We start from the raw sequence: 25074 nt of genomic DNA, 5'->3' as shown, positions 1-25074 counted from the left end.
AGCAAATTATGCTAAAGTAGGGCATTGATTTCATCCAAACTTTTGAATGAACGCTTTAAAGACAAGCTTTCACTATAAATTATCCAATGATAGGCCTTCTTATGCAAATTTATCTTGCCAATCCACGTGGATTTTGTGCTGGTGTGGATCGCGCAATTGCGATTGTGAACGAAGCATTAACCCGTTTTGAGCCACCTATTTATGTACGCCATGAGGTGGTACACAATAAATTTGTCGTCTCTGACTTGGCAAATCGTGGCGCCGTATTTGTCGAAGAGCTTCACGAAGTACCAGATGGTTCCATCGTCATTTTTTCGGCTCATGGCGTCTCAAAAGCTGTCGAAGATGAGGCCGCACGCCGTGATCTGACAGTATTTGATGCAACTTGCCCTTTAGTCACCAAGGTACATATCGAAGTCGCCAAGTTTGCGCAAGATGGTATGGATGCGGTGCTGATTGGTCATGCCGGACATCCAGAAGTAGAGGGAACCATGGGACGTTTTAACCGTCGGCATGGTGGTCAGATTCATCTGGTTGAAAATGAAAATGATGTCGAGGCATTGACTGTACAAGATGTTGAGCGCTTGGCATTTGTCACTCAAACTACCTTGTCAATGGATGACACGGCTCGTGTCATCGATGCGTTACGGGTCAAATTCCCCAGTATTCAAGGTCCGCGTAAAGACGATATTTGTTATGCCACCCAAAATCGCCAAGATGCGGTAAAAGATCTGGCTGGTCGCTGTGATGTGGTCTTGGTGGTCGGCTCACCAAACTCGTCGAACTCAAACCGTTTGCGTGAGCTGGCAGAGCGTATGCATTGCCGTGCTTATCTGATTGATAATGCCAGTGAGATGGAGCGCAGCTGGTTTGATAATACACAGAGTGTCGGCGTGACTGCGGGGGCATCGGCGCCCGAAGTGCTGATTCAAGAAGTGCTACAGCAATTGCAAGATTGGGGTGGTGATTTGCCTAACGAGTTATCAGGTATTGAAGAAAACGTGACATTTAGTTTGCCTAAAGCCTTGCGTATCCCTATCACTCAGGTTGGTAAATAACGGCGGACAGTCAATAAGAATCACCTACTATTATGGGTCAGGTAGAATGAATAAACAAAAAACCAGATTTGTATTGGCAGAAGCCACTCTCGCTGAGGTCAATAAGCAACTAAAACTCAATATGCTGGTGACAGTGATAGTGGTATTTGTGCTGTTTATGAACATCATAAAGTTTATGGCAGAAAAAACTTTTTTTTACGCCGCACTTGCAGTAATAATGATCTTATTATTATTCTTTATCCAAAAGGCTCGCCGTATTCTTATGCTAAGAAAACAAGAGCTTACTTATAAATAAAAAGTACAAAAGATAGGACCGTTATGACTGCTTACTACAGCTTTATAAAACGCGAACAGCAGGAGAACGGTGTCAGTGTTGCGCATTATCAGCCAACCAAGCATGCGCAAGGTGCATGGAACGAGCATGAGCAGCACATGGCGCCAGCCACCGGAATACTTACCGCTGAGTTGAACGGCTATGCACCGCAAGACAACATGCGTATAGCACGTATCAGTCTGGATATTTTAGGCTTGATACCACTCGATGACTTTACCATTACCACGCGTTGTATTCGACACGGTAGAACCATTGAGCTTATCGAGGCGGTGATGAGCAGTCGTGGTCGTGATGCTATCATTGCGCGTGCTTGGCGACTCATGACTCAAGATACCAGCGAGATCGCAGGACTTGAAGACCAAAAGGCTGTGCATAAACCAGATGATTTGCCAGTTTGGGACGACATGAAAGGCTGGCCCGGTGGTTTTATCGAAAGTGTGCGTTTGGTGACGGATGCGCAGCGTCGTCCGGGCCGCGGTATGGTATGGATAACCAATGATGTTGAGATGGTCGAGGGCAGGCCAACTGATGACTTGGTGCATTTATTGGGCATGGTGGATACGGCCAATGGCGTTGTGCCAAGGCTGGGTCTTGGCTTGTCAAAATTAGAATGGATGTTCCCTAATACGGACTTACAGATTCACATGCATCGCTCGCCCCAAGGCCACTGGCTGGGTATTGACGCTGTGCAGCAATATGGCGATGATGGAATTGGACTGACCAGTGCGATACTGCATGACGTACACGGGCCTTTCGGTCGCAGTGAGCAAATTCTGACCATTCGACCGATGCCACGTTGAAAGGCTAGGGATAATTCAGCTATTTATTTAAAAAACGAAACGATATGTTGTAATCAATTAATTATACAAATTATTGAAAACTGGTTTTAATAGTACCTAACAAGACGATATCGATCGACGTGGAGGTCACTATGGGAACACATATTTATTTTTCAAAAAAACTGACGACTATTTTGGAGTTATTGATAGAGGCTTATTCAGAATAGTTGTTGGCATGTGTGCTTTTATTTTTATGCTAAAAGATTACTGATATCAGAACACCGTCTTGACAAACAAGAGTGGTGTTTTTTATTGAATCAAGATATTGAGCTTGAAATTTTCTTCTGTGCCCCTATTAGTATAAACAGCTTAGCGGCACTCAAAACTAAGCTTCTTCACTATTTATTTAAGCAAATTTAGAATGATTGCCGCTATCTTATAATAATTTTTTCACCACCATTAAAGGAGTTTTTATGAGTGAACAGACCCCAGCAGACAATAAAAACGTTGATGATATTGATGTTAATAAAGCCACTGCTAATGATAATGCCGCGAATGAAAGTACCCCTAATAAAAATAACCCTGAATTAAAAAAACATACCTTTGAAGCAGAAGTGGCGCAGTTGCTGCATTTAGTGACACATTCACTATATTCTAATTCAGATATTTTCGTACGTGAGTTGGTCTCTAACGCCTCTGATGCATGCGATAAATTGCGCTTTGAAGCGACCAATGACGACAGTCTTTATGAAAATGATGGTGAACTGCGTATTCGTATCGCCGTTGACGAAAACGCCAAGACCATTACCTTTACCGATAATGGCATCGGGATGAATGAAGCCGATGCGATTGAAAATTTGGGTACCATTGCCAAATCAGGCACCAAAGCTTTTTTGGACAAATTGTCTGAATCACAAAAGCAAGACGGTCAATTAATTGGTCAGTTCGGTGTAGGCTTTTATTCAGGCTTTATCGTTGCTGATACGATCAGTGTTGAATCACGTAAAGCGGGCGAAGCTGCGGACACAGGTGTGCGCTGGGTGTCAGACGGTACGGGTAGCTTTACCGTTGAGCCTATCAATAAAGCAGAGCGCGGTACTGCTATCACTTTGCATCTAAAAGAAGAATATAGTGAGGGCGAAGACAGCTATCTCGACCGCAATAAAATCAAGCGTTTGGTCAACAAATATTCTGACCATATCAGCTTGCCCATTCAGATGCGCAAAGAAGTGTGGCAAGAAGACGTCGTCGATGATGAGAACGACGACGCGCCAGCGGGCGGCGAAATGGTATTGACTGATGAGTGGGAAACCATTAATAAAGCCAGTGCGTTATGGACACGTTCAGCGTCTGAAATTGAAGATGACGAATATGTTGATTTCTACAAAAACATCACTTATGACATGGATGCGCCGCTGACTTGGACGCACAACCGTGTGGAAGGCCGTGTGCAATATACGCAGTTGTTGTATATCCCCAAAAAAGCCCCTGTAGATTTGTACACGCGTGAGCAGCAACACGGTCTCAAGCTTTATGTTAAACGCGTGTTTATTATGGACGAGGCTGAGCAGCTGCTACCGATGTATCTGCGCTTTGTTAAAGGTGTTATCGATTCAGCAGACTTGCCATTGAACGTCAGCCGCGAGCTGCTACAAGAATCACGTGATGTCAAATCGATTCGTGATGGTAATGCGCGTCGTATTTTGACCTTACTATCAAGTTTGGCCAATAGCGAAGACAGCGACAAACAAGAAAAATTCGCGCAATTCTACGCAGAGTTTGGTGATGTCATCAAAGAAGGGCTTGGCGAAGACATGGGCAATCAAGAGCGTATTGCCAAGCTGCTTCGTTATGCAACCAGCACCCAAGACGGCCTTGAGACCAGCTTTGAAGACTATAAAGGTCGTATAAAAGAAGGCCAAAAAGCCATCTACTATCTAACGGCTGATAATTTAGCAGCGGCAAAGAACAGCCCACAACTTGAGCTGTTTAAGAAAAAAGGCATCGAAGTTATCTTGATGACCAGCCGTGTTGATGAATGGGCGATGAACTTCTTGACCCAATTTGATGAAACACCGCTACAGAACATCGCAAAAGGCGCAATAGACTTAGGCGACTTGCAAGATGAAGCAGAAAAAGCAGAAGCAGAAAAGGCACAAGAAACTTTAAAGCCAGTTGTTGATAAGCTAAAAGCGGCTTTAGGCGACCGTGCCAAAGACGTGAAAGTGTCTACTCGCTTAGTCGACAGTCCAGCTTGCTTGGTCGTTGGTGAAGGTGAGCTGTCACCGCAGATGATCCAGATGCTTAAGCAAATGGGACAGGATGTGCCAGAGAGCAAGCCCACGCTTGAGGTCAATCCTGACCATCCACTGATCAAAAAGCTAGAGAGTAGTGAGCAATTTGATGATTTGGCTCAAGTAATCTTCGATCAAGCATTGCTCGCGGATGGGGGTCAATTAGACGATCCTGCCGCTTATCTAAAGCGCGTCAATGAGTTATTGATGAGATAATATATCTTATTTGATAAAAAAAGAGATCTTGCATGCAAGGTCTCTTTTTTTGTCTATTTTTCAGCCAAATTTAAGCAGATTTTACAAATCAGCCTTATCCTCTTGACCGACAATCAGTTACAATCGCGATAGATTAGCGAGCTAAACTATTAGGCTGAGTTATTCATCATTTATAACCATTTCTTAGTCAATTAACTATAAAACTGATGTTTTTATGCCATAAAAAATGTAAATCAATCACATTAAATGGCAGTCGCATCAAAGCATTTTTAGTTGATTTACTTTATATTTCTCGACTGGCTAGAGGTCTAAGTCTTTGTCACTTGCGTCGTTAAAAACCGTATCGCTTCAGCGCTTTTCGCTCAATTTCGCTGCCAATATTATCGCAACCTTGTGGATGTTAGTGGGGTCAACACGGGCGTTTTCTTGGGTAAAACCTACCTTTGTCCAGTTTGCATTATTTGCGTTATTAGCACTGGGCAGCAACGTGCTCTTTTCGTGGCTAGCTGCTGAAAGCGGCAGTATCTTTAATGAGCAAGGATTGGTCAGCTATTTAATATGGCCAATGATTATTCTATTGAGTGGCATTATCTTGGCACGGCGCGCGGGCAACCAGTCGCTACTTTTTGTGCCTGTGGTGTTGTGGTTAGTCGCCGATACCTTATCAGCTTTATTACAGAGCTTGGTACAACTCTTAGGCAGCTATGGTTGGTTGCCCAATTGGAGTTATTCATTTTTACCGGTTCTTTTTTTAGTGCTGTTTTTGTGGCAAACATTAGCATTGTTATGGATTTTTTCTCGCCGCCTACGGATACCATGGTGGGAGCGGATGATTGTGTTGGTGGGCGCTGTCGCACTATTGACGATGTGGCAACGTAATGTCGCTGATCAGCCTATATTTAAACAAATTCCTGTAGAGCCTGTCTTAGAAGAAGCGGCTCTATATGAGCAGCCACGTTTGTTGCAGGCAGCGTTGAATCGCATTGATCCAAGTGTCTTAGGCAAAACTGACTGGTACTTTATGGGCGTGGCAGGATTTTCTGAACAAGACGTTTTTCGTTCTGAAATCAACAAAGTACGTGAGTTGTTTGATGTGCGTTTTGGTACTAGCGGGCATTCTCTATCACTGATTAACAATACTTATAGCTGGTTGGATGAGCCAATTGCCACCAAGACCAGTATACTTCGCGGCTTAAAGAGAATTGGTCAGCAAATGAATGCTGATGAAGATGTTTTGATGCTGACGCTATCGTCGCATGGTAATACAGATGTTATTCAACTGGCAAATCCACCGCTTGCGATAGAAAATCTAGACGCGGTATGGCTACGTGAGGCGTTAGATGCCTCCGGTATTCGCTGGCGTGTGATCGTGGTATCAGCCTGCTACTCAGGCTCATTTATCGACGATTTGGCGTCTCCAACCACGGTGGTGATTACCGCATCGGCCGCTGACAGAGCATCATTTGGCTGTACCAATACGGCTGAGATGACGTATTTTGGACAAGCATTTTTTGCTGAAGGTATGCGTGGCAATACCAGTTTTGAGTCCGCTTTTAAGGATGCCAGATTGCGTGTTAACGAGCGCGAAAACTTGATGGGCTTTGAGCCGTCAGAGCCACAAATGGTTATTGGTAGTCTGATGGAAACGGCATTGCCTGCTTTTGAGCAAGTTTTATTTGATAAAACCCGTCCACCAGTCGCCAGCATTGTGAATTCTAATGATGCGACTGCTATTAATATCGTACCTGACGATGCTTCGAGCCAGCCAGTGGATGGGACAGTAGCCACGGCTGATTAAGCCTCAGATTATAATGTCATGTACCCATTTTATTTAGTATCAACTATATTCTCTTAAAAGTATTTTTTATAAGTCATCGTTTGTTTTAGATAAAAGGAATATCACTCATGAATAATTCTTATAATCACAGTTTGTCCGCCAATAGCCAGCTTGTGCAAAAAAGCGTGAACCGCTGCTTTGATGGTGAACAGCATTATTACAGTCATCAATCAATGTCTACCAAAACGTCGATGACATTTAGTATTTATCTGCCTGATGAAGCCCTTGCTGGTCGACGCTGCCCTGCAGTTCTCTATTTATCAGGCCTCACTTGTAACGCTGATAATGTCACTCACAAAGCGCATTTTCAACAGAAATGTAGCGAGCTTGGCATGATATTTATCGCGCCAGATACCTCTCCAAGAAGTAGCGAAAATGTTGAGGTACCAAACGATGAGCGTTATTTTGTCGGTCAGGGTGCCAGCTATTATGTCGATGCGGTACAAGCACCTTGGGCCGAGCATTTTAATATGCAAAGTTATATCGTTGATGAGCTATACGATTTACTACGTTCAGAGTTTCCTATCGATAGTATAGGCATCACAGGGCATTCGATGGGCGGACATGGGGCATTAGTACTAGGTTTTAAGTTTCCAGGGAAATTTGTTAGTGTTTCAGCGTTATCGCCTGTGTGCGCAGCCAGTGAATCAGCATGGGGACAAGCCGCTTATGAAGCGTATTTCGGTGACGACAAGTCGTTATGGGCGCAAGCAGATGCCGCACAGATGATTGAAAAAGTTGGTCAGCAGTATTCGAGCATTTTGGTCGACCAAGGCGCAGCTGACAATTTCTTAGCAGAAGGCCAGCTTCAAACGTCTAAACTGCAACACGCTTGTGAAAAAGCCAAACAGCCTTTAACATTACGTTATCAAGCAGGCCATGACCACAGTTATTATTTTATTCAAACGGTGATTAACGACCATATCGAACATCATTGGCGTATGGCGCAACTTAGCTAAGTGACGATGTCATAGTGTGATATTGTCTTTTTCGCTGTAGCGTTTTATTTTAAAAAGGTAAGTTTTATGGCAAGTGATCAGGATTTGGCAGCGACTGATTTAGACGTTCAGATAGCGGATGCTACCGCTACTAAATCAACGCTGGCGACTATGCAAGCCGATATGGACGCTGCTTTAAAAGATAAGCAGCACGCTGATACGGATGTGAATAATGAGCAAAAAAATTCCGTTCAATCAAATGAGTTTATCGCCCAAGTAACCAATGACGTTGGTGATAGAGTACTGGATGAGGCACAAGTCTCACGAGTGATTGAAATGGCGTGGGAAGATAGAACCCCATTTGGGGCGATAGAGCATAGCTACGGTCTCACAGAATCTGACGTCATTAAGCTGATGCGTCAAACGCTAAAGCCATCGTCTTTTAAATTATGGCGCGAACGAGTGAGCAATCGTGCCACCAAACACGAAGCAAAAAGAGGTTTTGAGGTAGGTCGTGCTTATTGTAAAACCCAATATAAGCAGCGTTAATAGGTTGAGTATGAACTGTCAGTGCTATCATGCTTTAAGCATATATAGTCGGTATTGAATAGAATGGATACATGACATTATAAGGCGAGACTGGTATAAACTTTTCTTGCTTGCTGTGCCTTCGTAGACAGAGGCTACAAAAAATTTATCCCAGTATCACTGTATCCCTTTTATATTGACTTAATTACAATCCCTTTTACTTTATCTGTATTTTATTTAAACATGAATTAGGTAGCTCCATTATGATCAGTCCTTCTAAGCCCTATCTTATTGCACCATCGATACTCTCAGCTGATTTTGCGCGTTTGGGCGAAGAAGTTGAAAAGGTATTGGAATCGGGTGCCGATGTGATTCATTTCGATGTGATGGACAATCATTACGTGCCCAATTTGACGTTTGGCAGTATGATTTGTAAAGCGCTGCGTGATTATGGGATTGATGCACCTATTGATGTCCATCTCATGGTATCACCGGTCGATGGGATGATTGAGCAGTTTTTAGAGGCGGGTGCCAGTGTGATCACTTTTCATCCAGAAGCGAGCGCGCACGTTGATCGTTCGTTGCAACTGATTAAGGATGGCGGTGCAGAATGCGGCCTAGTATTGAATCCAGCAACGCCCTTACATCATTTAGATTATGTTATGGATAAAGTGGATCAAATTTTGCTGATGAGTGTCAACCCAGGCTTTGGTGGTCAGTCATTTATTGACAGTACATTGAACAAGGTACGCCAAGTTCGTGAGCGTATTACGGCCAGCGGTCGTGACATCAGATTGGAAGTTGATGGCGGGATCAAAGCCAGTAATATTCGTGCGATTGCTGAAGCAGGCGCTGATATGTTTGTCGCTGGTTCTGCGATATTTAACCAACAAGACTACAAGGCTGCGATTGACGCCATGCGTGCAGAGCTGGCATTGGCTGATGAAAGTAAGTAGCTTATCGTTCGTTCGAAATAAAAGAGTGATATAGTTAATCTACTTTAAAAAGGTTACAGTTCTGCTGGTGTAAATTTCTCGCTCATGGCGTGCTTGTCGAAATAGGCTTTGAAATCTATCTCAGTACTACTGTATTTTTTTGAATTGAATCGACTGTATAATGTCAAGATACGACTATAATTTTACGCCATACAAAGGTGACTCATGGACACGCAAAAAATAGATAGCCCTTCAGTGCCCACTGAGCGAGCACCAGACAACATGACTCGACCTCAGCAGCGCAGCCTGGTGCCAAAAGGCATTACTATTGGCTTGGCAGTGTTTGCGCTTGTGTTAAGTTTAGCAGGCTATGGTTTTCGTTTGATGATTGGCGATGATGTCGGAACAGTCCTTCGTCACGCGGGGGTAATTGTACCTGCATTTGTGATTGGCATTCCGTTGTTTTTTTGGCTTGGTTCACGACTGCTTAACAAAGTGAAAGGCATGCATATCGAGACGAGAAATGCCCTGACGCTTGGTTGGTTGACCGCTTGTGTGGCAATGTTGTGGTTGATGGGTACTTATAGTTAAACGCTTTAACAATCTGTTATAAGCTGTTTTTTATACAATTTTTGATCATGAAGTCATGTGCTGTAAGCGTGGCTGGGATTTTACATGCAAATCATACCGACTCGTATTGCCAAAATTATTTATCCGAAAGACTTACCAAATGGCTTGTTTACTAGTTTAATAATAGCTTGCCTACTGATGGGCTTGGCCTCATTGCGTCATGGTACTGATTTACAAGGCTGGCTCAACGTCATCGAAAACTGGCTAATCATGCTGCTAATATTTCCAACTGCTACTGCCGCCGTGGCGTTGCCATTTAAATACCGAGATCCCACGTTAGAGCTAAAGCTCATGTATTACCTTGGTATGTTTGTGGCTTTCTTATTTACTTTGGCAAAACTGCGCTACTGGCGCTAATGTTACAAGCACCGTACACCTAAGTAGTATTTATATAGAAGACTTATATGACAGCCCTTGAATTTCAAGGCCGAAGCGTCCATTGTATGCATAATGCAGTTTCATCCGTGTTATTTTAAGACGATAGTTTTCTATATGAGAGTGTCTTTGCAAGTATAAGACGGGACAATAAGGAATAAATTAATGCCATATGATATCGATAATGATATAGAAGTAGATACCGATAGTACTGACCAGTTTGCAGGATTTGCCAAAGAAACCACACTTGAGCTGGTAGAGGCGGCGGATGGTAAGTTATTATTGCGTGATGCTGACCAAGATGAAGCGCCACTTATGACCATTGATTTTTCTGAAAAACTCAAAGAGTTGCTCGGTAGTGATACCCAAGCGATTGGTCAGCATATGATTCATGCTGCGATTCAGGTCATTATGCAAAAACAGATGAGCCAATGGCATGCGCATGTCTATGACAAAGAGCCAACGCACTACAGCTGATTTTAGCCAGTTTCACCTCTCTAAATGGTGTTTTGGGTCAATAGAAAATTAAAGTCAGAACAAAAAAAGGGTTTATCACTGGATAAACCCTTTTTTTTGTTCAAACAAAACCATTTGTGAAAATGGCAATTATTTGATTTTAGCTTCTTTAAAGATCACATGCTGGCGTACTTTTGGATCAAACTTTTTGATTTCCATTTTGCCCGGCATAGTGCGCTTGTTTTTAGTAGTGGTGTAGTAATACCCAGTACCAGCTGTTGATACTAATTTAATTTTATCTCTCATGATAGCTTTCCTGTAAATGAGGGGTCTTCAAACGATAGGTACGGATTCAAAGCGTATAAGTTACCACCGATGTGATAGCAGAAAAGCAGCTTAAATGACGAAAATTATCGAAACCATTAAGCTGCCAGTCTTTACTTAAACTTTTTGACCTTGTGCGCGTAGATCCGTTAACACTTTATCGATACCTAGTTTGTCAATGATGCGCATACCTTTGGTAGACACACGAAGACGTACAAAACGATTTTCAGACTCTACCCAAAAACGATGGTTGTGTAGGTTTGGTAGAAAGCGACGACGGGTTTTGTTGTTTGCGTGCGAAACATTATTACCCACCATAGGGCGCTTTCCAGTCACTTGGCAAACTCGAGACATGGCGAACTCCTAATCTATGAGGTATGAGTTTTTCTCATACCAGTCTGGGCAAGTTGCACGTTTTTGCGGCATGGACACAGCAAGCGGCAGCTTTGCACCAAACAAAACTATATGAAGGTTGAGCTGGTAAAACTGCTATCTAAAGGCAAATAACAGGCTGACCAATTCAGAAAATTTTAAAGCCGACATTTATACCATAAAAGAGATGAATACTCAAATATTTTTATGATTATTGTTGGTCTAAAGGCTGACTATTATACCTGAAATATGCAGGCTATGTCGTTGATTATTTAATGGTAACGATTAACTTTTAGTTGTAACTTATAACAAAAGTCAGTAAAGTTACCGTTATAAATTTAATACAATCTGTTAATACAACTGGTATTAATGTAAATCTATGTATCATTACCAATCGCTCTTGATTCTGCGTAATGGTTTTTGCTTATCTGCTCAAATAAATCACTGACCACGTGGAGTCCAAACATGTCATATAGTTCATTGCCACTTACTTCTAAGTTGTTTCAGCTCACAGCACTCACATTATCATTGGCGTTGGCTGGATGTGGCGGCGGCGATGGTACTGATACGATTGCGCCTGAACCTGATACAGGTGTGACTCAGCCTGGGAATGGTGGTGGAACAGGGACACCAGTAAGTGATATTAAAGTTACACCTATAACCCTAACAGATCCCAATGGCAACATGACTCGTACTATTACTTCAGCTGGAGCAAGTGCGACAGTAAAAGTAACCGATAATAATGGGGATCCAGTAAGTAATGCTTTGGTATCTTTTCAGGCTGAAGGCGTCACTTTTGGGACCAGTAACAGCACTGTATTAACTAATGAAAACGGTGAAGCAGCTATCTCTGTCAAACCTTCAGATAATACCACTACAGGCAGCTATCAACTCAGTGCGACTGTTAATTATGAAGGACAGACTAAAACTACACCGGGCTATGCCTTTTCTCTACAGTCTATAAATGTCGTATTAACTGATATTGCTTTATCTTCTTCAAGCTTAAACTCAGGTGGAAGTACAAATATTACGTTAAAAACAAAAGACTCTAGCAGCAATATCGAGCAAAATGACATTACTGTAAATTTTGATGCTAGCTGTGGCAGCTTTGACAATGATAGCGTGGTTTCAAGCAATCAAGGTGATGTGACGGCTACGTATACAGCAGTAGATGAAAATGGAAATTTATGTGCAGGCGCACAAACGATCACTGCAACTCCTGCGAATAACCCAGCCAATAAACAAACAAGAACTGTCAATATCGCGGGCGTTGAAGCGAGCTCAATATTCTATACGACTACAGAGACAGTGCAGTTAGGTGCTAGTAATAGTGGTTCATCAACCTCGGGACAGATAGAGTTCACTGTGTATGCGAATGGTCGTCCTGCTGCTAACCAACAAGTTGAAATTAGTAAAATATTTGCTCCTAGTGATTTTAGCTTTGTCACATTGAACAATCAGACCTCTCAAACAGTCACCAGCGATTCGCAAGGCAAGGTGGTGGTCAACTTATATCCTGGTGCTTTACCAGGACCAGTCGAGATAAAAGCTACTCTAAGGTCAAACCCTAACGTATTTGCGCTGTCTAAAAACGTCTCTGTCGCTACAGGACGTGCGACTCAAAATGGTGTGAGTATCTCATTAAGCAAGAACGTATTGGCTGTTGGTGTAGATGGTGACACATCTACTATTACGGCAAGACTGGTCGATAGAGTAGGTAATCCTGTGCCTAACGGTACAGTCGTGAGCTTCGTGAGTGAAGGCGGGAGAGTGACGCCTAATTGTGCGACTCAGAATGGCGTCTGTTCAGTTGAATTTAGCACTCAAAATCCACGTCCAGTAGATGACCGTGTTTCAGTCATTGCTTATGTAGAAGGCGACAAAAACTATATTGATAGAGACGGCAATAATCAGTTCAGTGCAGGTGACGTATTCACCCGTAACATCGGCGACTTCTTCCGTGATGATAATGAAAATAATCAATACGATACAGAAGCGGGTGAATTTGTCTACAGAAAAGGTGGATCAGGTGCTACGTGTGCCCCTTCCTCTTTTAGTCAGCCAAATATTTTAGGTACATGTGATAATAATCTAGCGGCTACATTACGTTATCAAGTTGTATTAGGCTTGGCTGCAGATACGCCTTTGCTTGCTGGCCTGCCTGCTACACTAACGCCTAATCCAGCTACTGATTTAGAATCTCCTAAATATGTTGATTTTCAAATGTTTGGCAATTCAGCACAGACATTGTCTATGGCCGCGGGTACTACAATCAGTATTGCGGCTGAAGGTGGCAGTTGTGAGGCTGAGTTTGTTAACGGGAAATTAACGGTCCCTAATCTTGTTGATCTCAGTAATCAGACAGTGAATGCCAGTGACGTTAGTTACAGATTTTCCTATACGGGCTGTCAGAGAAATGATAAGGTTAAGATAACGGTCAATACACCAGAGCCATCTCCTACCACAACAACCAGAACCTTATTGATACAATAAAAGAGAGCTTCTTAATATAACCCCCAACCATGCGTTGGGGGTTTTTGCATTACCATTCCACTAATCAAATGACCCTAAATAACCAGAAACAACCAACTCTGTCAGCAAAACATAGTAAAAAAGATTAAAATAGTCGGTTTCCTATGATGTTGATAGCATTTCAATAAAGTGAACATTTTAATTTTTTAATTGGGCGTACTATGTCAGACAATACAGAAGCTGCTTTATCATCGAATATAAACTCAAACACAACCTCTCTGAACACACCAGCTACGGACGCTATTGAGACCGCCACGCTTTTAATTAAATGTAGGGATCAGGCGGGCATAGTTCAGGCGGTTTCCGAGTTTATTCATCGCTATGGCGCTAATATTATTACACTTGATCAATACTCAACTGCCCACGAAGGTGGCCAGTACTTCATGCGTTTAGAGTTCGCCTTGGCAGGATTGAGCGAGATTATTGATAATTTTGAAGTCAGTTTTGGGCATACAGTTGCCAAGCGCCATAATATGGATTGGCGACTCCATAACAATGCAATTAAGACCAAAGTGGGTATTTTGGTGTCCAAGTTCGATCATGCGTTGTTAGATCTGTTATGGCGACATCAGCGCGGTTTGCTTGATTGCGAAATTACCTGTGTGGTCAGCAATCATCCTGACTTGCGTCAAGCCGTGAAAAACTTTGGGATTAAATTTCATCATATATCAGTGACCAAAGGCAATAAAGAGCAAGCAGAAGAACAGATTCATAAATTGATGGAAGGTAATGATTTGCTCGTACTAGCGCGTTATATGCAGATATTATCTTCTGATTTTGTGAAGCGTTGGCCGATGCAAGTGATCAATATTCATCATTCGTTCTTGCCCGCTTTTGTGGGAGCAGACCCTTATCGCCAAGCTTATGATAAAGGCGTCAAACTGATCGGGGCGACGGCGCATTATGTCACCGCTGAGCTCGATCAAGGGCCTATTATTGAGCAAGATGTTCACCGTGTGACCCATCGCCAAGGTGTGACAGAATTACGAGCTATTGGTCGTGATATCGAGCGTAATGTATTGGCACGCGCCGTCAATTGGCATGTACAAAATCGGGTGATTGTGGCGGGTAATAAGACCGTAGTTTTTAATTAAGCGGTTTTTATTTAAATGGCTGTTCACTAAGATTGCTTTGAGTAAGCAAACTGATAGCAACTAATTCGACATAAAACATAAGCCGTCAGTATCCGTATTAAATGATGTGACTGACGGCCATGTTTGGCACAGAACGTTATTTATATCAGCATTTCTAACACAAACTTGCTACCGACAAAGCCAATCGCCAGTAATATAAAGGCATAAATAGTGATGTTGGCAGCACGTTTACCACGCCAGCCTGCGCGCCAATTCCCAAATAGAAGTGTGCCAAACAATAACCATGACAGCAGACTAAAGACGGTTTTGTGTACGATGTGCTGAGCCATCAAATCTTCTACATAGACAAAACCAATACCCAACGCGATACTGAGTAATACAAAGCCTACCAACAGCATATCGAATAGTAAGCTTTCCATACTTTGTAATGACGGCAGCTTAGTGACCCAAAATCGATGAATCGTATGATGCTTCAGTTCACGAATTTGCAGTCGTAAAAAGAGCGCTTGCACCGTCGCCATCAGCAGCACACAATAAGCTGCAAGAGAGAGCAATATATGGGACTCAAGCCCGATACTGATATCCGTAATTGGTTGATAAGGAGCGCGGCCCACATAACCAATGGTAATACCGAATAGTGCGGTTGGTGCGGCTAAAATACCAAGGCTAACGATAGGACGATATAGACAAAATAAGACATAAAAGAATAAGAAAAACAAACTGATTAGGCTAATCACATTAAACAGGTTGAAGTTCAGACCATAAAGAGTCACTACATAGGGGTAGAGTAGCACTGCATGCGCGAGCATACCGACCACTAATAACCCCAAACTAACGCCTTTATGGATGGGTTTGTCTCGAATCAGCGCCCAACCAATGTAAACGCTGACTAAGGTGTAAGCTAGGCTAGCAAGTAAGAATGCAAAGTGCACAGATATAAAGCCTCATCTCATATTGAGCGCATCATGAACGCTCAATGCAATGCCAAAGTGGTATTATCGGAATGATTAGAATAATTGTCCAATTTATCATAAAATGGTCACCAATTGAGCACCATCTTGCTTATTCCTTACAAATGCTTGGCTTAGTCGGCCTAAACCAAGTCGAATAGGTGTCAATGATATAGTCAATTCAGAATAAAAATGGTACCACCGTTAACTATGTTCTGCTGGTACAAATTTTCCTCGCTGGCTGTTCGCAAGCGTGACAGATGCTTCATAAAATTCATACCAGCAGAACTGTAATCCTTTTAGAATGGATCGACTATAGCGCTCATAGCCAAACCTTTGCAAAACGATTATTATTTTTGCATCATCTTAATGCTATAGTATTGATAATTTGCTGGTTTTTTATAGCAGCGTGATCCCATATTTTATAACGTACTCTACTATTATTTATAAGCCATTTAGATGGTTTAACCAAGAATTATTTTAACTGAGAGCTATTTATGTTTGATACCTTAACAGAACGCTTATCGTCGAGCCTACGCAATATCGTGGGTACTGGACAGTTGACCGAAGACAATATCAAAGACACTTTGCGTGAAGTGCGCATGGCGCTACTAGAAGCAGACGTGGCGCTTCCAGTCACTCGTGACTTTGTCAAGCGTGTTAAAGAGCAAGCACTAGGCGCTGAAGTGCTTAAAGAGTTGGCGCCCGGACAAGCATTTGTCAAAATCGTCCATGATGAGCTGACCGAAATGATGGGCAGTGCCAATCAACAGCTTGAGATGACGGGCAAACCGCCTGTTGTATATCTGCTGGCAGGCTTGCAAGGTGCTGGTAAAACGACCACTGCTGGTAAATTGGCCAAATATTTACAAGAGCGTCAAAAGAAAAAGGTAATGCTAGTCTCTGCTGACGTCTACCGTCCAGCTGCTATCAAACAGCTTGAGCAAGTCGCTGGTCAAGTGAATGCCAAGTTTGTTCACTCAAGTGCGGATGAAAATCCGATTGATATCGCTCTACGTGCTATCGAAGAGGCCAAAATTCAGTATCAAGATATTTTGATTATTGATACAGCTGGTCGTTTGGCTATCGACGACGCCATGATGGAGGAGATCAAAGCGCTTACTGCTGCGGTCAATCCGTCAGAGACTTTGTTTGTCGTTGATGCTATGACGGGTCAAGATGCGGCCAATACTGCCAAAGCCTTTAATGATGCATTGCCATTAACGGGTGTGATTTTGACCAAAACAGATGGTGATGCACGAGGCGGTGCGGCCCTCTCTGTGCGCGCCATTACAGGCAAGCCGATTAAGTTTTTGGGTCGCGGTGAGAAGTTAGACGCGCTGGAGCTGTTCCATCCGGAGCGTATCGCTCAGCGTATCCTTGGTATGGGTGACGTACTGAGTTTGGTCGAAGAAGTCGAACAAAAAATTGACCGTGATAAAGCCGAAAAAATGGCGAAAAAGATGCAGAAGGGCGGCGAGTTCGACCTTGAAGATCTATTGACCCAGTTCCAGCAAATGAAAAGTATGGGCGGCATGGCAGGGTTTTTAGATAAAATGCCAGGAATGGGCGGCTCTGACATGCAAAAAGCCGTCGAAGATGCCAAACCAGAAGAAAAAGTACGCGAGATGGAAGCGCTGATTAATTCAATGACACCATTTGAGCGCAAAAATCCTGATAAGATCAATCCGAGCCGTAAGCGCCGTATAGCTGCTGGTTCTGGTCGTGAGATTCAAGATGTCAATCGTTTGCTCAAGCAACACAAGCAAATGGCAAAAATGATGAAAATGATCTCAAAGCCCGAAGGTATCAGTAAAATGATGAAATCCATGCAAGGTCTAATGGGCGGTGGCAATGCTGGTGGCGGCGCTGGTGGTCCTTTATTTGGCGGTGGTCAGCAAGGCGGTACCAAAGACGTGAATCCAGAGCAAATGGCCAAGCAAATGGGACTTGATCCAAACAACATGCCAAGCACGGAAGAGATGCAGAGACAAATGCAAGACATGCAAAATCAAGCACCAAAAAAGTTTAAAACGCGCTTTTAAATAGGGCGAGTTCTATTAGTCATCATTTCTCAATGAAAACCTCAAGGCTAATATAGTGTTGAGGTTTTTTTATGCCTGCTTTTTTTGAGTAAATTCGCATGGATAAAGTATGGAAAACGTAGAAAGTAATAAAAATAAACTGCCCTAAATGCTATGATGGGCGCTGATTTATTTATTAAGCCAGTGCTTTTTTATAATGCTGTGCTTTTTTTAATACCGACAGTATAGTATAAGCCGAGAGTATAATGTTTTTAGCAATGGATACCGTGTTTGATCAGTGCTCGATTGCGATCTTAGACAGCAGCGGCAACGTCATCTCAAGCCAGACTGAAACGGGCAAACGTCAGCAAACCCAGCAAATTTTACCGATGATAGACGCAGCTTTAAGAGAGAGCAAGCTGAAGCTTGCTGATATACAAGCGCTGATATTTAACCGAGGCCCTGGTGCCTTTAGCGGGATACGGATTAATACCGCTGTCGTACAAGCGTTATCTGTGGCGCATGATATTCCTTGTGTGGGTGTCTCAAGTCTGCAAGCGATTGCCCAGCGTGCGTATCAGCAATATGGTTTGACGCACGTATATAGCGCTCTTGATGCGCGGATGCAGCAAGTTTATTTTGGTCAATATGCAATAGCAGATGACAGTCAAAAAGACTATGCTGTCATGCAGCCAGTACTGGTTGGCGATAGCGATAGTACGGAGCAGTTGCTAGATTATGACAGCCAAACTGCGCTCAATTTACCTATCGTTGGTAACGGCTCCGTGTTATTAACAAGACAAAATGAGCAAGTATGTCATGAGGATGTCTGGCCAGATGCGGTAGTAATAGGGCAGCTCGGTATTGCCCAGTTTATAGCGTTTGGCGGTACCGATGCGGCACATGCATTACCAAAATATCTGCGTAATCAGGCATGGAAGACGCTCAAAGAGCAAGGTAAAGCATAATCAATGTCAGTGCGTGCTAAAAATATAAAAATGCTCTTTAAAAATATAAAAACATATTAAAAGTCATGTTACGCAACCAGTAGGTCTGTATCTAGGAAAGTTATTGTGGATATTATTTTATTAATTCAAGCTGTCATCATGGGTATCGTCGAAGGTATCACTGAGTTTTTACCCATATCGAGTACGGGCTATTTGATTCTATCAGCAGATTTGATGGGATTTTGGACCAAGGAAAAAGTTGATTTATTTGTCGTAGTAGTGCAGCTTGGCGCTATTTTGGCAGTGATTTATGACTATTGGGACAGACTGTGGCAAGCATTAATGGGCTTACTGACTGGAAAATCAGACAGTATGGCCAATCCAAGACAGCTTGGGCTTAGTTTAATTGTCGCCACCATTCCGGTGATGATCGTTGGATTCACCTTTGCTGATGAGATCAAAACCTATTTGTTTAATCCCATCGTCGTTGCAATCATGCTGATCATCGGTGGTCTGCTGATATTTTATGTTGAGAGTCGTCCCAAGGCAATTATTGCGCAAGAAGCAGAAGATGTGACCCTAAAAACGGCACTGATGATTGGTTTTTTGCAGTGCTTGGCATTGATACCAGGTACTTCGCGTTCAGGTGCTACTATTATTGGCGCGCTATGGCTTGGGGTTTCGCGTAAGGCTTCTGCGGAGTTTTCCTTCTTTTTGGGTATTCCTGTCATTGTAGGAGCAGCACTATTAGATTTGCTTAAACATGGTGATGTATTGAGCAATAGTGAAGATTGGCTGGTGCTGGGCATAGGAACGATAGTTTCGTTTGTGGTGGCGCTACTTTGTATTCGCTTGCTTGTCGCATGGGTGAGTCGTCGTGATTTTACTATTTTTGCTTGGTTGCGCATTATTACGGGTATCATCGTGTTGGTCGCGGCTTGGGGCTTTGGTTATCAAATGGCGGGCTAAACACTCACAGTACTTTATAAATGTGTCTACAGTTGATCCTAAATAAAAGAATTATGTCTATGAACAGCTTACAACAAGCATCAAGCGCTTTTATGCACTGTCAGTTGTTTTATGTTAGAGACTCTCAGCAAATGCAGATTGCGCGTTTGCAAGCAATGATCGTTGCACACAAATTGCCTATCGTTTTGCATATTGAGCTATTCAGCGATAAACTCACGCAAAAACGTCGTCAACAACTGAGTCAGCAATTAGATCAGAAAGCCACTCAACCTATATTATTGTTGGACGATAAAGACACGCTGTCATGGCTCAGTGATGGGCTGAGCGTTGCGCCTGAGTGGGATAAGCTACAACGGCGGGTAGTGAGCGCTGGCCGCAAATCTGAGTTATTATTACAAGCCGCAAAAGTGACAGCGGACAGCAAGGCCATTGATGCAACGGCAGGGTTTGGGCATGATAGTTTGATATTGGCCAGTACTGGTGCGCAAGTAGTCATGCTAGAGCAGCAGCCATTGATGGCGTTGCTATTGCTAGCAGAGCAGCAGCGTATGAAGGCGTTGCCTAATTGGCAAAAACTGATGGCACGTTTGCAGATTATCAATACCGATGCCATCAGTTATTTTGACAGTATGAGCAGCCATTCGTTAGCTGATGCTGATAAATCTGTCGATGTGGTATATCTGGATCCTATGTTTCCAGAAGACAGCTATCAAGACCAAAAAACGGGTAAAGGTGCTAAAGTTGGCAAGCACATGCAAGCATTGCACCAGTTGGCTCGCCCACCAACAGCAAACGAGGAGCGGCAGTTGCTGCAAAGCGCCCTGTCAGCGGTCAGTCAACCTTCTGGTCGAGTCATCGTCAAGCGTCCACAACTTGCGCCCTTACTTGCCAATCAAGCAGCAAGTGAATGCTGGCATAACGAAGCGGTACGTTTTGATGGTTATTTTGCTGGATAGTAAAATAATAAATGCGCTTAGTGAATAAGCTTAAAATGGATGAATTTAGGAGCAAGGAATGTCAGCGCTAATCATTTGGGTCATGGGTGCTATTTTATTACTGATAAATATTATGCTGCGTACTCGAATTCTTCGGCTAGAATCGCGTCTAAAAGAGCTGAGCAATCCGCAAGAGCAATTGGCATTTTTGCGTCAGCAAGCATCAAAAAAAGAGAAAGTTGCCGCCATCAAAGCGTTGCGCAAACAATATCCTGAGATATCGCTGATTGAAGCAAATCGATTATGGCAGCAAATATAGAGACCGTCGCCTTATGATACAAACCCGTGCACCCTTAACGCTTAAAGAAAAACTCTACGCCTATATGCAGTTGACCCGTTTTGATAAGCCTGTCGGTATTGAGCTGTTACTTTGGCCGACTCTCTGGGGCGTGATGCTGGCGGCAATGGGTCAGGTGCAGCAACAAGGAATGACGGCAGGTCTGCCAAGTCTTAAAATATTTGTCTTATTTGCACTGGGTGCGGTGTTTATGCGGGCAGCAGGCTGTGCGATTAATGATTTTGCCGATCGTAAAGTAGATGGTCATGTGACTCGTACCAAAGGTCGACCATTGGCTGATGGGCGCTTATCTGCTCAAGAAGCCATCGGCGCTTTTTTGGTGCTGGTATTATGCAGCGTGAGTCTGTTGTTTTTTTTGCCTATTGAAGTCTTTTATTGGTCGTTTGGTGCGGTAATATTGGCCTTTATTTATCCTTTTATGAAACGCTACACCCATTTGCCACAAGTGTTTTTAGCAGCAGCGTTTGGTTGGGCGATACCGATGGCCTATGTGGCAGTACAAGGCGCTCCTGATATTTGGTGTTGGTTATTGTTCCTTGCTTATATGTGCTGGACAGTCGCTTATGATACCCAGTATGCCATGGCTGATCGCGAAGACGATGTAAAAATTGGCGTCAAATCAACGGCGATATTATTTGGTCGTTATGACGTGATTATCATTGCTGTCCTACAGATGGTATTTTTATTAATAATGGGTGCGGTATTGTGGCATTATTTTGCCCCAACCAGCTTGGGTATTACGCCCATATTTGGCTTGGCTTTGGTCGCAATGATGTTTGCCAAACAAAACAGCGCTTGTGCCAGTCGTAATGCCTTAGCATGTTTCCAAGCGTTTTTAGCCAATATCTGGGTAGGGCGTTATGTGTTCGCAATCATAGCCATCGCTTGTATATGGACAACTATCAATGGATAGACTTTCAAAATTAAAAGGCAAAAAATCGCCTAATGCTCCTATGTCTGTCATGGATTATGAGGCAAAGCTGGCTGAGCATGGGCTAACACGCGAGCAAGTCGTCGCCACCGAGCGTAAGCTGGCGAAGTTTGCTAATGCTATGGATTCTTTAGTGCGTGTGCCTTTTACCAAGCAAGGCATGGGTGCGGATGCTGCGCTGTCAACCATTCCCTTGGCAGGAGATTTGGCAGGATTGGCGTTAACCAGTTATGCCTTTGTCTTGGGTCGTCAATTGGGCGTGCCTGCGCATAAAATGACGCCCGCTGTTAGGTTGGCGCTCATCGATATGGTCGTCGGTGTCGTACCTGGTATTGGTACGTTGCTAGATATTTTTATTCGTCCCAGTCGTAAGACATTGGGCATCGTGCATGAGCATCTGCAACAGGAGTATGGCATCACTGAAACCATGCATATGGATCGACCATTTCTGCATAAATCACTAGAAAATAAGCAGCAGCAAAGTTGTTTTTGGCGAAATCCAGTGATTGCTTGGTTGTATTTGCATATTCCTGATATTCTTGGATTGCTCGTCATTGTGGTGATTGGTTGGGGATTGTGGGCAATAATCAGTTGGGTGGTTAGTCTGTTTGGGAAAATGACTGGATTTGGTTAAATGACTGCACTTTGTTAAATGACAATGATGTGTCAGCTAGAATTATGTAGCAATCAGTGACATGGCAATAAAAAAGGTGGAAACGATGATAGCGTTTGCCGCCTTTTTTCGGTCTAAAATATGGTGTCCATAGCAGCGTATGCTTAGGACTTATTCTGTAATGACTTCAGCGTCAGCACTGACTGCATCAAAGCTCGTTACTTTGTCATTTTGAATGAAATCAATAGTGCCACCACCAGCGTGACTCACCAGTTGAATACTGCCGTCACTTGAGCGATAAGTGGGATTGTTGCCTTGACCTTCTGGCGCGGTCAGGGTCATTTTTGATTGGTTGGGAAGAGTGACGACAGCATTAAGCAAACCTGCTGCTGATGTCTCAAAGACGACAGATAACGACTCTCCTGTTGCACTTCTATAACGCACATCGGTGATTTGTGCACCTTTGATGGCTTGCTCAGGATTGGGCGCAGCATTAGCACTTGGTGTTGATCCAGTGGTCTCAAGGTTATCTTCTAATTGCGTTAAGTTGATATCACGCTCGGCATCTGATGACTGTGATGAGTCATTATCTGTACTGTCTTTATTATCGGCAATATCAGTCGTATTAATATTGGTTGTCACGGGCGTTGTTTGTGCCGTATTCGCTGTTTCAGGTTCTGGTGTTTCTTGGCAAGCCGTTAGCAATAGAATGCTGAAAAAAGCAGCAGGTAATATTTGATAGTAAGCCTTAGGCGTTGAGCATTCTGAGGAGTGAGTCTTCATGGTGGGGTTTTTGTCCGTTAAAAGCGCTTTATTGGAGCACGGTAAATGGTGAGAGATAAGCTGGATTTGACGATATATTACTAAGTGTTTACGGTAATGACTAGCTTTCGCTGTCCGCCAACATCTCTGTGCTCGCACAAATAAATGCCTTGCCACATTCCTAGACCTAACCTGCCATCAATAAGGGGCACTGTCAAACTTACGCCAAACATCATACTTTTAAAATGAGCGGGCAGGTCATCCGAGCCTTCTAATGTATGGCGATACTCAGGCTGATCGGCAGGTGCGATCTTATTTAGCCAATCTTCGGTATCCAGTCTGACATCTGGATCGGCATTTTCATTGATGGCAAGACTGGCTGAGGTATGCTGTAAAAACAGATGTATCAAACCTGCTTTAGAAGAGGGAGAGATGAGCTTATCAAGCGCGTCTTCAATCATGGGGGTGATAATGTGAACGCCACGAGAATGGGCGGGTAGGGTCAAGGTGGTTTGATAATAGGACATGAATGGCTCACTTTATCTTTAGACTATCGGCTGCCATGCCACTTTCTTTATAAACATCATCCAAATACCGACGGCTGGCAAGTAGCTTGTCTACCACACCACTTTGGCTTTGAACATTGAGCTTTCGCGAAAAGTCTAAAATTGAGTTTAATTGATCTAATACCATATCATAACTGGTATTTTGTTTATCGGTATCAATAATGACAGTCTTTGCATAATTTTGATCAAGACTAAGATAGTCAATAATTAATTCTGGTACACGTGTGGCGATGAGTTTATTGAGAGTAAAGAGTTGTGATTCAGTAATTTGATCATGATGGATAGACTCATATTGTTGTCCAATATTGTCCATAGTAGCCCGAAACGTTTTAGAAACCTGTTCATCATACAGTAATTTAACAAAGGGATGATGCGCTGAAAATTTAATGACGTTTAGTTTATTGCCCTGTTCACTATTTGCCTTTTCTGCTTGATGTTGAGTAGTCATAAGATTTGCAGAGGCTAAATACTCTTGATGCCGCGGTATGAAAGCGAGTTGCGTACGCTTGGACTTTTCTTTTATGACGAAAAATATAGGCACGATAATAATAAGACTAAGCAAAATGAGTAAGGTAAAAAAAGACATGTCGGCACTCTGTCGTTAAATAGATTATTTATTTTAAAAATGATTTTAGATTACAATATAACACGCTTGTGTTATGTTAAGGCAAAACAGGGGTCGATAAAAGTTGTATTTTTCTCTACTAAATATTTGCCTATTTTTTATTAAGGACGATAATGAATAATGACACAATTACCAAGAGTCAGCTAGCCGCTTATAAACCAACAACTGCTTATGTTGGGACTTCTTGGGCTGTAATGTTAGTTGGCGTACTCGCATATCTACTGGGATTATGGAATGCACAAGCTATGCTTTTAAATGAAAAAGGCTATTATATAGCGGTGCTGGCTCTTGGTCTTTACTCAGCAATTAGTTTACAAAAAACGCTGCGTGATCGTAGTGAAGGTATTCCTACGACGAACATGTATTACTTGATCAGCTGGGTGGCCTTAGGATTGTCTATTGCTCTTATTGCAATTGGTCTTATGAATGCAGGAAGTTTAAGCCTTAGTGAAAAAGGCTTTTATATGATGGCATTTACCATGAGTTTGTTTGCTGCTGTTACCATTCAAAAAAACACCCGTGATGAAGCGCAAATTCGAACGTTAACCGCGCCAACGATTACTGCTAGTAATGAGGATAGCGCTAAAATTGTCCATCAAAAGCCACGTGAGTCTGATGCTGGGAAGTCACTTTTTGGTGCAGTCAAATCCAGAATGGAAGGTAGTGATTAAGGCCTCTGACCATAAAGTTTT

Annotated in this window: 27 protein-coding genes; 21 read left to right on the top strand and 6 right to left on the bottom strand. The window is 43.0% G+C overall.

The window, feature by feature from the left end; all coding sequences use genetic code 11:
• Positions 1-101: 101 nt before the first annotated feature.
• From ispH to M917_RS02005, 11 genes are all read left to right on the top strand, one after another.
• Positions 102-1058: a 4-hydroxy-3-methylbut-2-enyl diphosphate reductase gene (gene ispH / locus M917_RS02055; RefSeq protein ID WP_021813088.1), complete on the top strand. Its 957-nt coding sequence runs from the start codon at positions 102-104 to the stop codon at positions 1056-1058.
• Positions 1059-1104: 46 nt separating this feature from the next.
• Positions 1105-1353 (top strand): hypothetical protein, encoded by a 249-nt coding sequence (locus M917_RS02050; RefSeq protein WP_021813087.1) that lies wholly within the window; start codon positions 1105-1107, stop codon positions 1351-1353.
• A gap of 23 nt (positions 1354-1376) precedes the next feature.
• On the top strand, positions 1377-2192 hold the full coding sequence (locus M917_RS02045; RefSeq protein WP_021813086.1) for a thioesterase family protein: 816 nt from the start codon (positions 1377-1379) through the stop codon (positions 2190-2192).
• 452 nt (positions 2193-2644) lie between these two features.
• Positions 2645-4681, top strand: a complete 2037-nt coding sequence (gene htpG, locus M917_RS02040) for a molecular chaperone HtpG (protein ID WP_021813085.1) — start codon at positions 2645-2647, stop codon at positions 4679-4681.
• Positions 4682-4997: 316 nt separating this feature from the next.
• Positions 4998-6479, top strand: a complete 1482-nt coding sequence (locus M917_RS02035; RefSeq protein ID WP_021813084.1) for a C13 family peptidase — start codon at positions 4998-5000, stop codon at positions 6477-6479.
• A gap of 107 nt (positions 6480-6586) precedes the next feature.
• Positions 6587-7477, top strand: coding sequence for an S-formylglutathione hydrolase (gene fghA / locus M917_RS02030; RefSeq protein ID WP_021813083.1), 891 nt, complete (start codon positions 6587-6589; stop codon positions 7475-7477).
• A gap of 282 nt (positions 7478-7759) precedes the next feature.
• A complete protein-coding gene (locus M917_RS14575; RefSeq protein ID WP_319802564.1) occupies positions 7760-8005 on the top strand; it encodes a TIGR03643 family protein in 246 nt (81 codons plus the stop codon).
• Positions 8006-8247: 242 nt separating this feature from the next.
• Positions 8248-8940 carry a ribulose-phosphate 3-epimerase gene (gene rpe, locus M917_RS02020; RefSeq protein WP_021813081.1) on the top strand — a complete coding sequence of 231 codons (693 nt, stop codon included), beginning with the start codon at positions 8248-8250 and terminating at the stop codon, positions 8938-8940.
• A 261-nt stretch (positions 8941-9201) separates the two neighbouring features.
• Positions 9202-9510 (top strand): hypothetical protein, encoded by a 309-nt coding sequence (locus tag M917_RS02015; protein WP_051354204.1) that lies wholly within the window; start codon positions 9202-9204, stop codon positions 9508-9510.
• 84 nt (positions 9511-9594) lie between these two features.
• The gene (locus M917_RS02010) at positions 9595-9906 is read left to right on the top strand and encodes a hypothetical protein (protein WP_021813079.1); all 312 of its coding nucleotides are present in this window, start codon (positions 9595-9597) and stop codon (positions 9904-9906) included.
• A gap of 183 nt (positions 9907-10089) precedes the next feature.
• Entirely contained in the window at positions 10090-10401 is a 312-nt protein-coding gene (locus M917_RS02005) for a hypothetical protein (RefSeq protein ID WP_021813078.1), read from the top strand.
• A 129-nt stretch (positions 10402-10530) separates the two neighbouring features.
• Here M917_RS02005 and rpmG read toward each other — a convergent pair whose 3' ends face one another.
• Positions 10531-10686 (bottom strand): 50S ribosomal protein L33, encoded by a 156-nt coding sequence (gene rpmG, locus M917_RS02000; RefSeq protein ID WP_010201403.1) that lies wholly within the window; start codon positions 10684-10686, stop codon positions 10531-10533.
• Between the two features lie 135 nt (positions 10687-10821).
• Entirely contained in the window at positions 10822-11058 is a 237-nt protein-coding gene (gene rpmB / locus M917_RS01995) for a 50S ribosomal protein L28 (RefSeq protein ID WP_021813077.1), read from the bottom strand.
• A gap of 483 nt (positions 11059-11541) precedes the next feature.
• Here rpmB and M917_RS01990 point away from each other — a divergent pair, with 483 nt between their 5' ends.
• Together M917_RS01990 and purU are read left to right on the top strand one after the other, a co-directional pair.
• Positions 11542-13569 (top strand): Ig-like domain-containing protein, encoded by a 2028-nt coding sequence (locus tag M917_RS01990; RefSeq protein WP_021813076.1) that lies wholly within the window; start codon positions 11542-11544, stop codon positions 13567-13569.
• A gap of 200 nt (positions 13570-13769) precedes the next feature.
• Positions 13770-14702: a formyltetrahydrofolate deformylase gene (gene purU / locus M917_RS01985; protein ID WP_227500803.1), complete on the top strand. Its 933-nt coding sequence runs from the start codon at positions 13770-13772 to the stop codon at positions 14700-14702.
• A gap of 140 nt (positions 14703-14842) precedes the next feature.
• On the opposite strand, the gene M917_RS01980 is transcribed toward purU, so the two are convergent.
• On the bottom strand, positions 14843-15634 hold the full coding sequence (locus M917_RS01980; RefSeq protein WP_021813074.1) for a cytochrome C assembly family protein: 792 nt from the start codon (positions 15632-15634) through the stop codon (positions 14843-14845).
• A 515-nt stretch (positions 15635-16149) separates the two neighbouring features.
• On the opposite strand from M917_RS01980, the gene ffh reads away from it, so the two are divergent.
• The 7 genes from ffh to M917_RS01945 all read left to right on the top strand — a co-directional run bounded on the left by ffh (position 16150) and on the right by M917_RS01945 (position 22450).
• A complete protein-coding gene (gene ffh, locus M917_RS01975) occupies positions 16150-17697 on the top strand; it encodes a signal recognition particle protein (RefSeq protein ID WP_021813072.1) in 1548 nt (515 codons plus the stop codon).
• A gap of 245 nt (positions 17698-17942) precedes the next feature.
• Complete coding sequence (gene tsaB, locus M917_RS01970) at positions 17943-18644, top strand: tRNA (adenosine(37)-N6)-threonylcarbamoyltransferase complex dimerization subunit type 1 TsaB (protein WP_040641641.1); 702 nt, start codon at positions 17943-17945, stop codon at positions 18642-18644.
• A gap of 105 nt (positions 18645-18749) precedes the next feature.
• Positions 18750-19592 carry an undecaprenyl-diphosphate phosphatase gene (locus M917_RS01965; RefSeq protein WP_021813070.1) on the top strand — a complete coding sequence of 281 codons (843 nt, stop codon included), beginning with the start codon at positions 18750-18752 and terminating at the stop codon, positions 19590-19592.
• A gap of 59 nt (positions 19593-19651) precedes the next feature.
• Positions 19652-20548, top strand: a complete 897-nt coding sequence (locus tag M917_RS01960; protein ID WP_021813069.1) for a class I SAM-dependent methyltransferase — start codon at positions 19652-19654, stop codon at positions 20546-20548.
• 58 nt (positions 20549-20606) lie between these two features.
• On the top strand, positions 20607-20846 hold the full coding sequence (locus tag M917_RS01955; protein ID WP_021813068.1) for a hypothetical protein: 240 nt from the start codon (positions 20607-20609) through the stop codon (positions 20844-20846).
• 13 nt (positions 20847-20859) lie between these two features.
• The gene (gene ubiA / locus M917_RS01950) at positions 20860-21798 is read left to right on the top strand and encodes a 4-hydroxybenzoate octaprenyltransferase (RefSeq protein WP_021813067.1); all 939 of its coding nucleotides are present in this window, start codon (positions 20860-20862) and stop codon (positions 21796-21798) included.
• A gap of 40 nt (positions 21799-21838) precedes the next feature.
• On the top strand, positions 21839-22450 hold the full coding sequence (locus tag M917_RS01945) for a DUF4112 domain-containing protein (RefSeq protein WP_406621713.1): 612 nt from the start codon (positions 21839-21841) through the stop codon (positions 22448-22450).
• Positions 22451-22600: 150 nt separating this feature from the next.
• On the opposite strand, the gene M917_RS01940 is transcribed toward M917_RS01945, so the two are convergent.
• The 3 genes from M917_RS01940 to M917_RS01930 all read right to left on the bottom strand — a co-directional run bounded on the left by M917_RS01940 (position 22601) and on the right by M917_RS01930 (position 24205).
• A complete protein-coding gene (locus tag M917_RS01940) occupies positions 22601-23212 on the bottom strand; it encodes a hypothetical protein (RefSeq protein ID WP_021813065.1) in 612 nt (203 codons plus the stop codon).
• An 80-nt stretch (positions 23213-23292) separates the two neighbouring features.
• Positions 23293-23718, bottom strand: coding sequence for a secondary thiamine-phosphate synthase enzyme YjbQ (locus tag M917_RS01935; RefSeq protein WP_040641639.1), 426 nt, complete (start codon positions 23716-23718; stop codon positions 23293-23295).
• Between the two features lie 7 nt (positions 23719-23725).
• Positions 23726-24205 (bottom strand): hypothetical protein, encoded by a 480-nt coding sequence (locus M917_RS01930; RefSeq protein ID WP_021813063.1) that lies wholly within the window; start codon positions 24203-24205, stop codon positions 23726-23728.
• Between the two features lie 290 nt (positions 24206-24495).
• Between M917_RS01930 and yiaA the strand changes: the two genes are divergently transcribed.
• Complete coding sequence (gene yiaA, locus M917_RS01925) at positions 24496-25053, top strand: inner membrane protein YiaA (RefSeq protein ID WP_084606109.1); 558 nt, start codon at positions 24496-24498, stop codon at positions 25051-25053.
• Positions 25054-25074: the final 21 nt, after the last annotated feature.

This window comes from Psychrobacter aquaticus CMS 56 (assembly GCF_000471625.1).
GTDB classification, from domain to species: Bacteria; Pseudomonadota; Gammaproteobacteria; order Pseudomonadales; family Moraxellaceae; genus Psychrobacter; species Psychrobacter aquaticus.
This window is presented reverse-complemented; position numbering and strand designations above follow the sequence as displayed.

What these genes read in the sequence shown, in the direction of transcription:
- M917_RS01955 (WP_021813068.1), top strand. Translation starts at nt 20,607, where the DNA reads ATGTCAGCGCTAATCATTTGGGTCATGGGTGCTATTTTATTACTGATA.
- htpG (WP_021813085.1), top strand. Translation starts at nt 2,645, where the DNA reads ATGAGTGAACAGACCCCAGCAGACAATAAAAACGTTGATGATATTGAT.
- M917_RS02010 (WP_021813079.1), top strand. Translation starts at nt 9,595, where the DNA reads ATGCAAATCATACCGACTCGTATTGCCAAAATTATTTATCCGAAAGAC.
- fghA (WP_021813083.1), top strand. Translation starts at nt 6,587, where the DNA reads ATGAATAATTCTTATAATCACAGTTTGTCCGCCAATAGCCAGCTTGTG.
- M917_RS01935 (WP_040641639.1), bottom strand. Translation starts at nt 23,718, where the DNA reads ATGTCCTATTATCAAACCACCTTGACCCTACCCGCCCATTCTCGTGGC.
- M917_RS01945 (WP_406621713.1), top strand. Translation starts at nt 21,839, where the DNA reads ATGTCTGTCATGGATTATGAGGCAAAGCTGGCTGAGCATGGGCTAACA.
- M917_RS01930 (WP_021813063.1), bottom strand. Translation starts at nt 24,205, where the DNA reads ATGACTACTCAACATCAAGCAGAAAAGGCAAATAGTGAACAGGGCAAT.
- M917_RS01960 (WP_021813069.1), top strand. Translation starts at nt 19,652, where the DNA reads ATGAACAGCTTACAACAAGCATCAAGCGCTTTTATGCACTGTCAGTTG.
- M917_RS02045 (WP_021813086.1), top strand. Translation starts at nt 1,377, where the DNA reads ATGACTGCTTACTACAGCTTTATAAAACGCGAACAGCAGGAGAACGGT.
- ispH (WP_021813088.1), top strand. Translation starts at nt 102, where the DNA reads ATGCAAATTTATCTTGCCAATCCACGTGGATTTTGTGCTGGTGTGGAT.
- rpmG (WP_010201403.1), bottom strand. Translation starts at nt 10,686, where the DNA reads ATGAGAGATAAAATTAAATTAGTATCAACAGCTGGTACTGGGTATTAC.
- tsaB (WP_040641641.1), top strand. Translation starts at nt 17,943, where the DNA reads ATGTTTTTAGCAATGGATACCGTGTTTGATCAGTGCTCGATTGCGATC.
- ubiA (WP_021813067.1), top strand. Translation starts at nt 20,860, where the DNA reads ATGATACAAACCCGTGCACCCTTAACGCTTAAAGAAAAACTCTACGCC.
- M917_RS01940 (WP_021813065.1), bottom strand. Translation starts at nt 23,212, where the DNA reads ATGAAGACTCACTCCTCAGAATGCTCAACGCCTAAGGCTTACTATCAA.
- M917_RS02050 (WP_021813087.1), top strand. Translation starts at nt 1,105, where the DNA reads ATGAATAAACAAAAAACCAGATTTGTATTGGCAGAAGCCACTCTCGCT.
- rpe (WP_021813081.1), top strand. Translation starts at nt 8,248, where the DNA reads ATGATCAGTCCTTCTAAGCCCTATCTTATTGCACCATCGATACTCTCA.
- M917_RS02015 (WP_051354204.1), top strand. Translation starts at nt 9,202, where the DNA reads ATGACTCGACCTCAGCAGCGCAGCCTGGTGCCAAAAGGCATTACTATT.
- yiaA (WP_084606109.1), top strand. Translation starts at nt 24,496, where the DNA reads ATGAATAATGACACAATTACCAAGAGTCAGCTAGCCGCTTATAAACCA.
- ffh (WP_021813072.1), top strand. Translation starts at nt 16,150, where the DNA reads ATGTTTGATACCTTAACAGAACGCTTATCGTCGAGCCTACGCAATATC.
- M917_RS02005 (WP_021813078.1), top strand. Translation starts at nt 10,090, where the DNA reads ATGCCATATGATATCGATAATGATATAGAAGTAGATACCGATAGTACT.
- M917_RS01990 (WP_021813076.1), top strand. Translation starts at nt 11,542, where the DNA reads ATGTCATATAGTTCATTGCCACTTACTTCTAAGTTGTTTCAGCTCACA.
- purU (WP_227500803.1), top strand. Translation starts at nt 13,770, where the DNA reads ATGTCAGACAATACAGAAGCTGCTTTATCATCGAATATAAACTCAAAC.
- rpmB (WP_021813077.1), bottom strand. Translation starts at nt 11,058, where the DNA reads ATGTCTCGAGTTTGCCAAGTGACTGGAAAGCGCCCTATGGTGGGTAAT.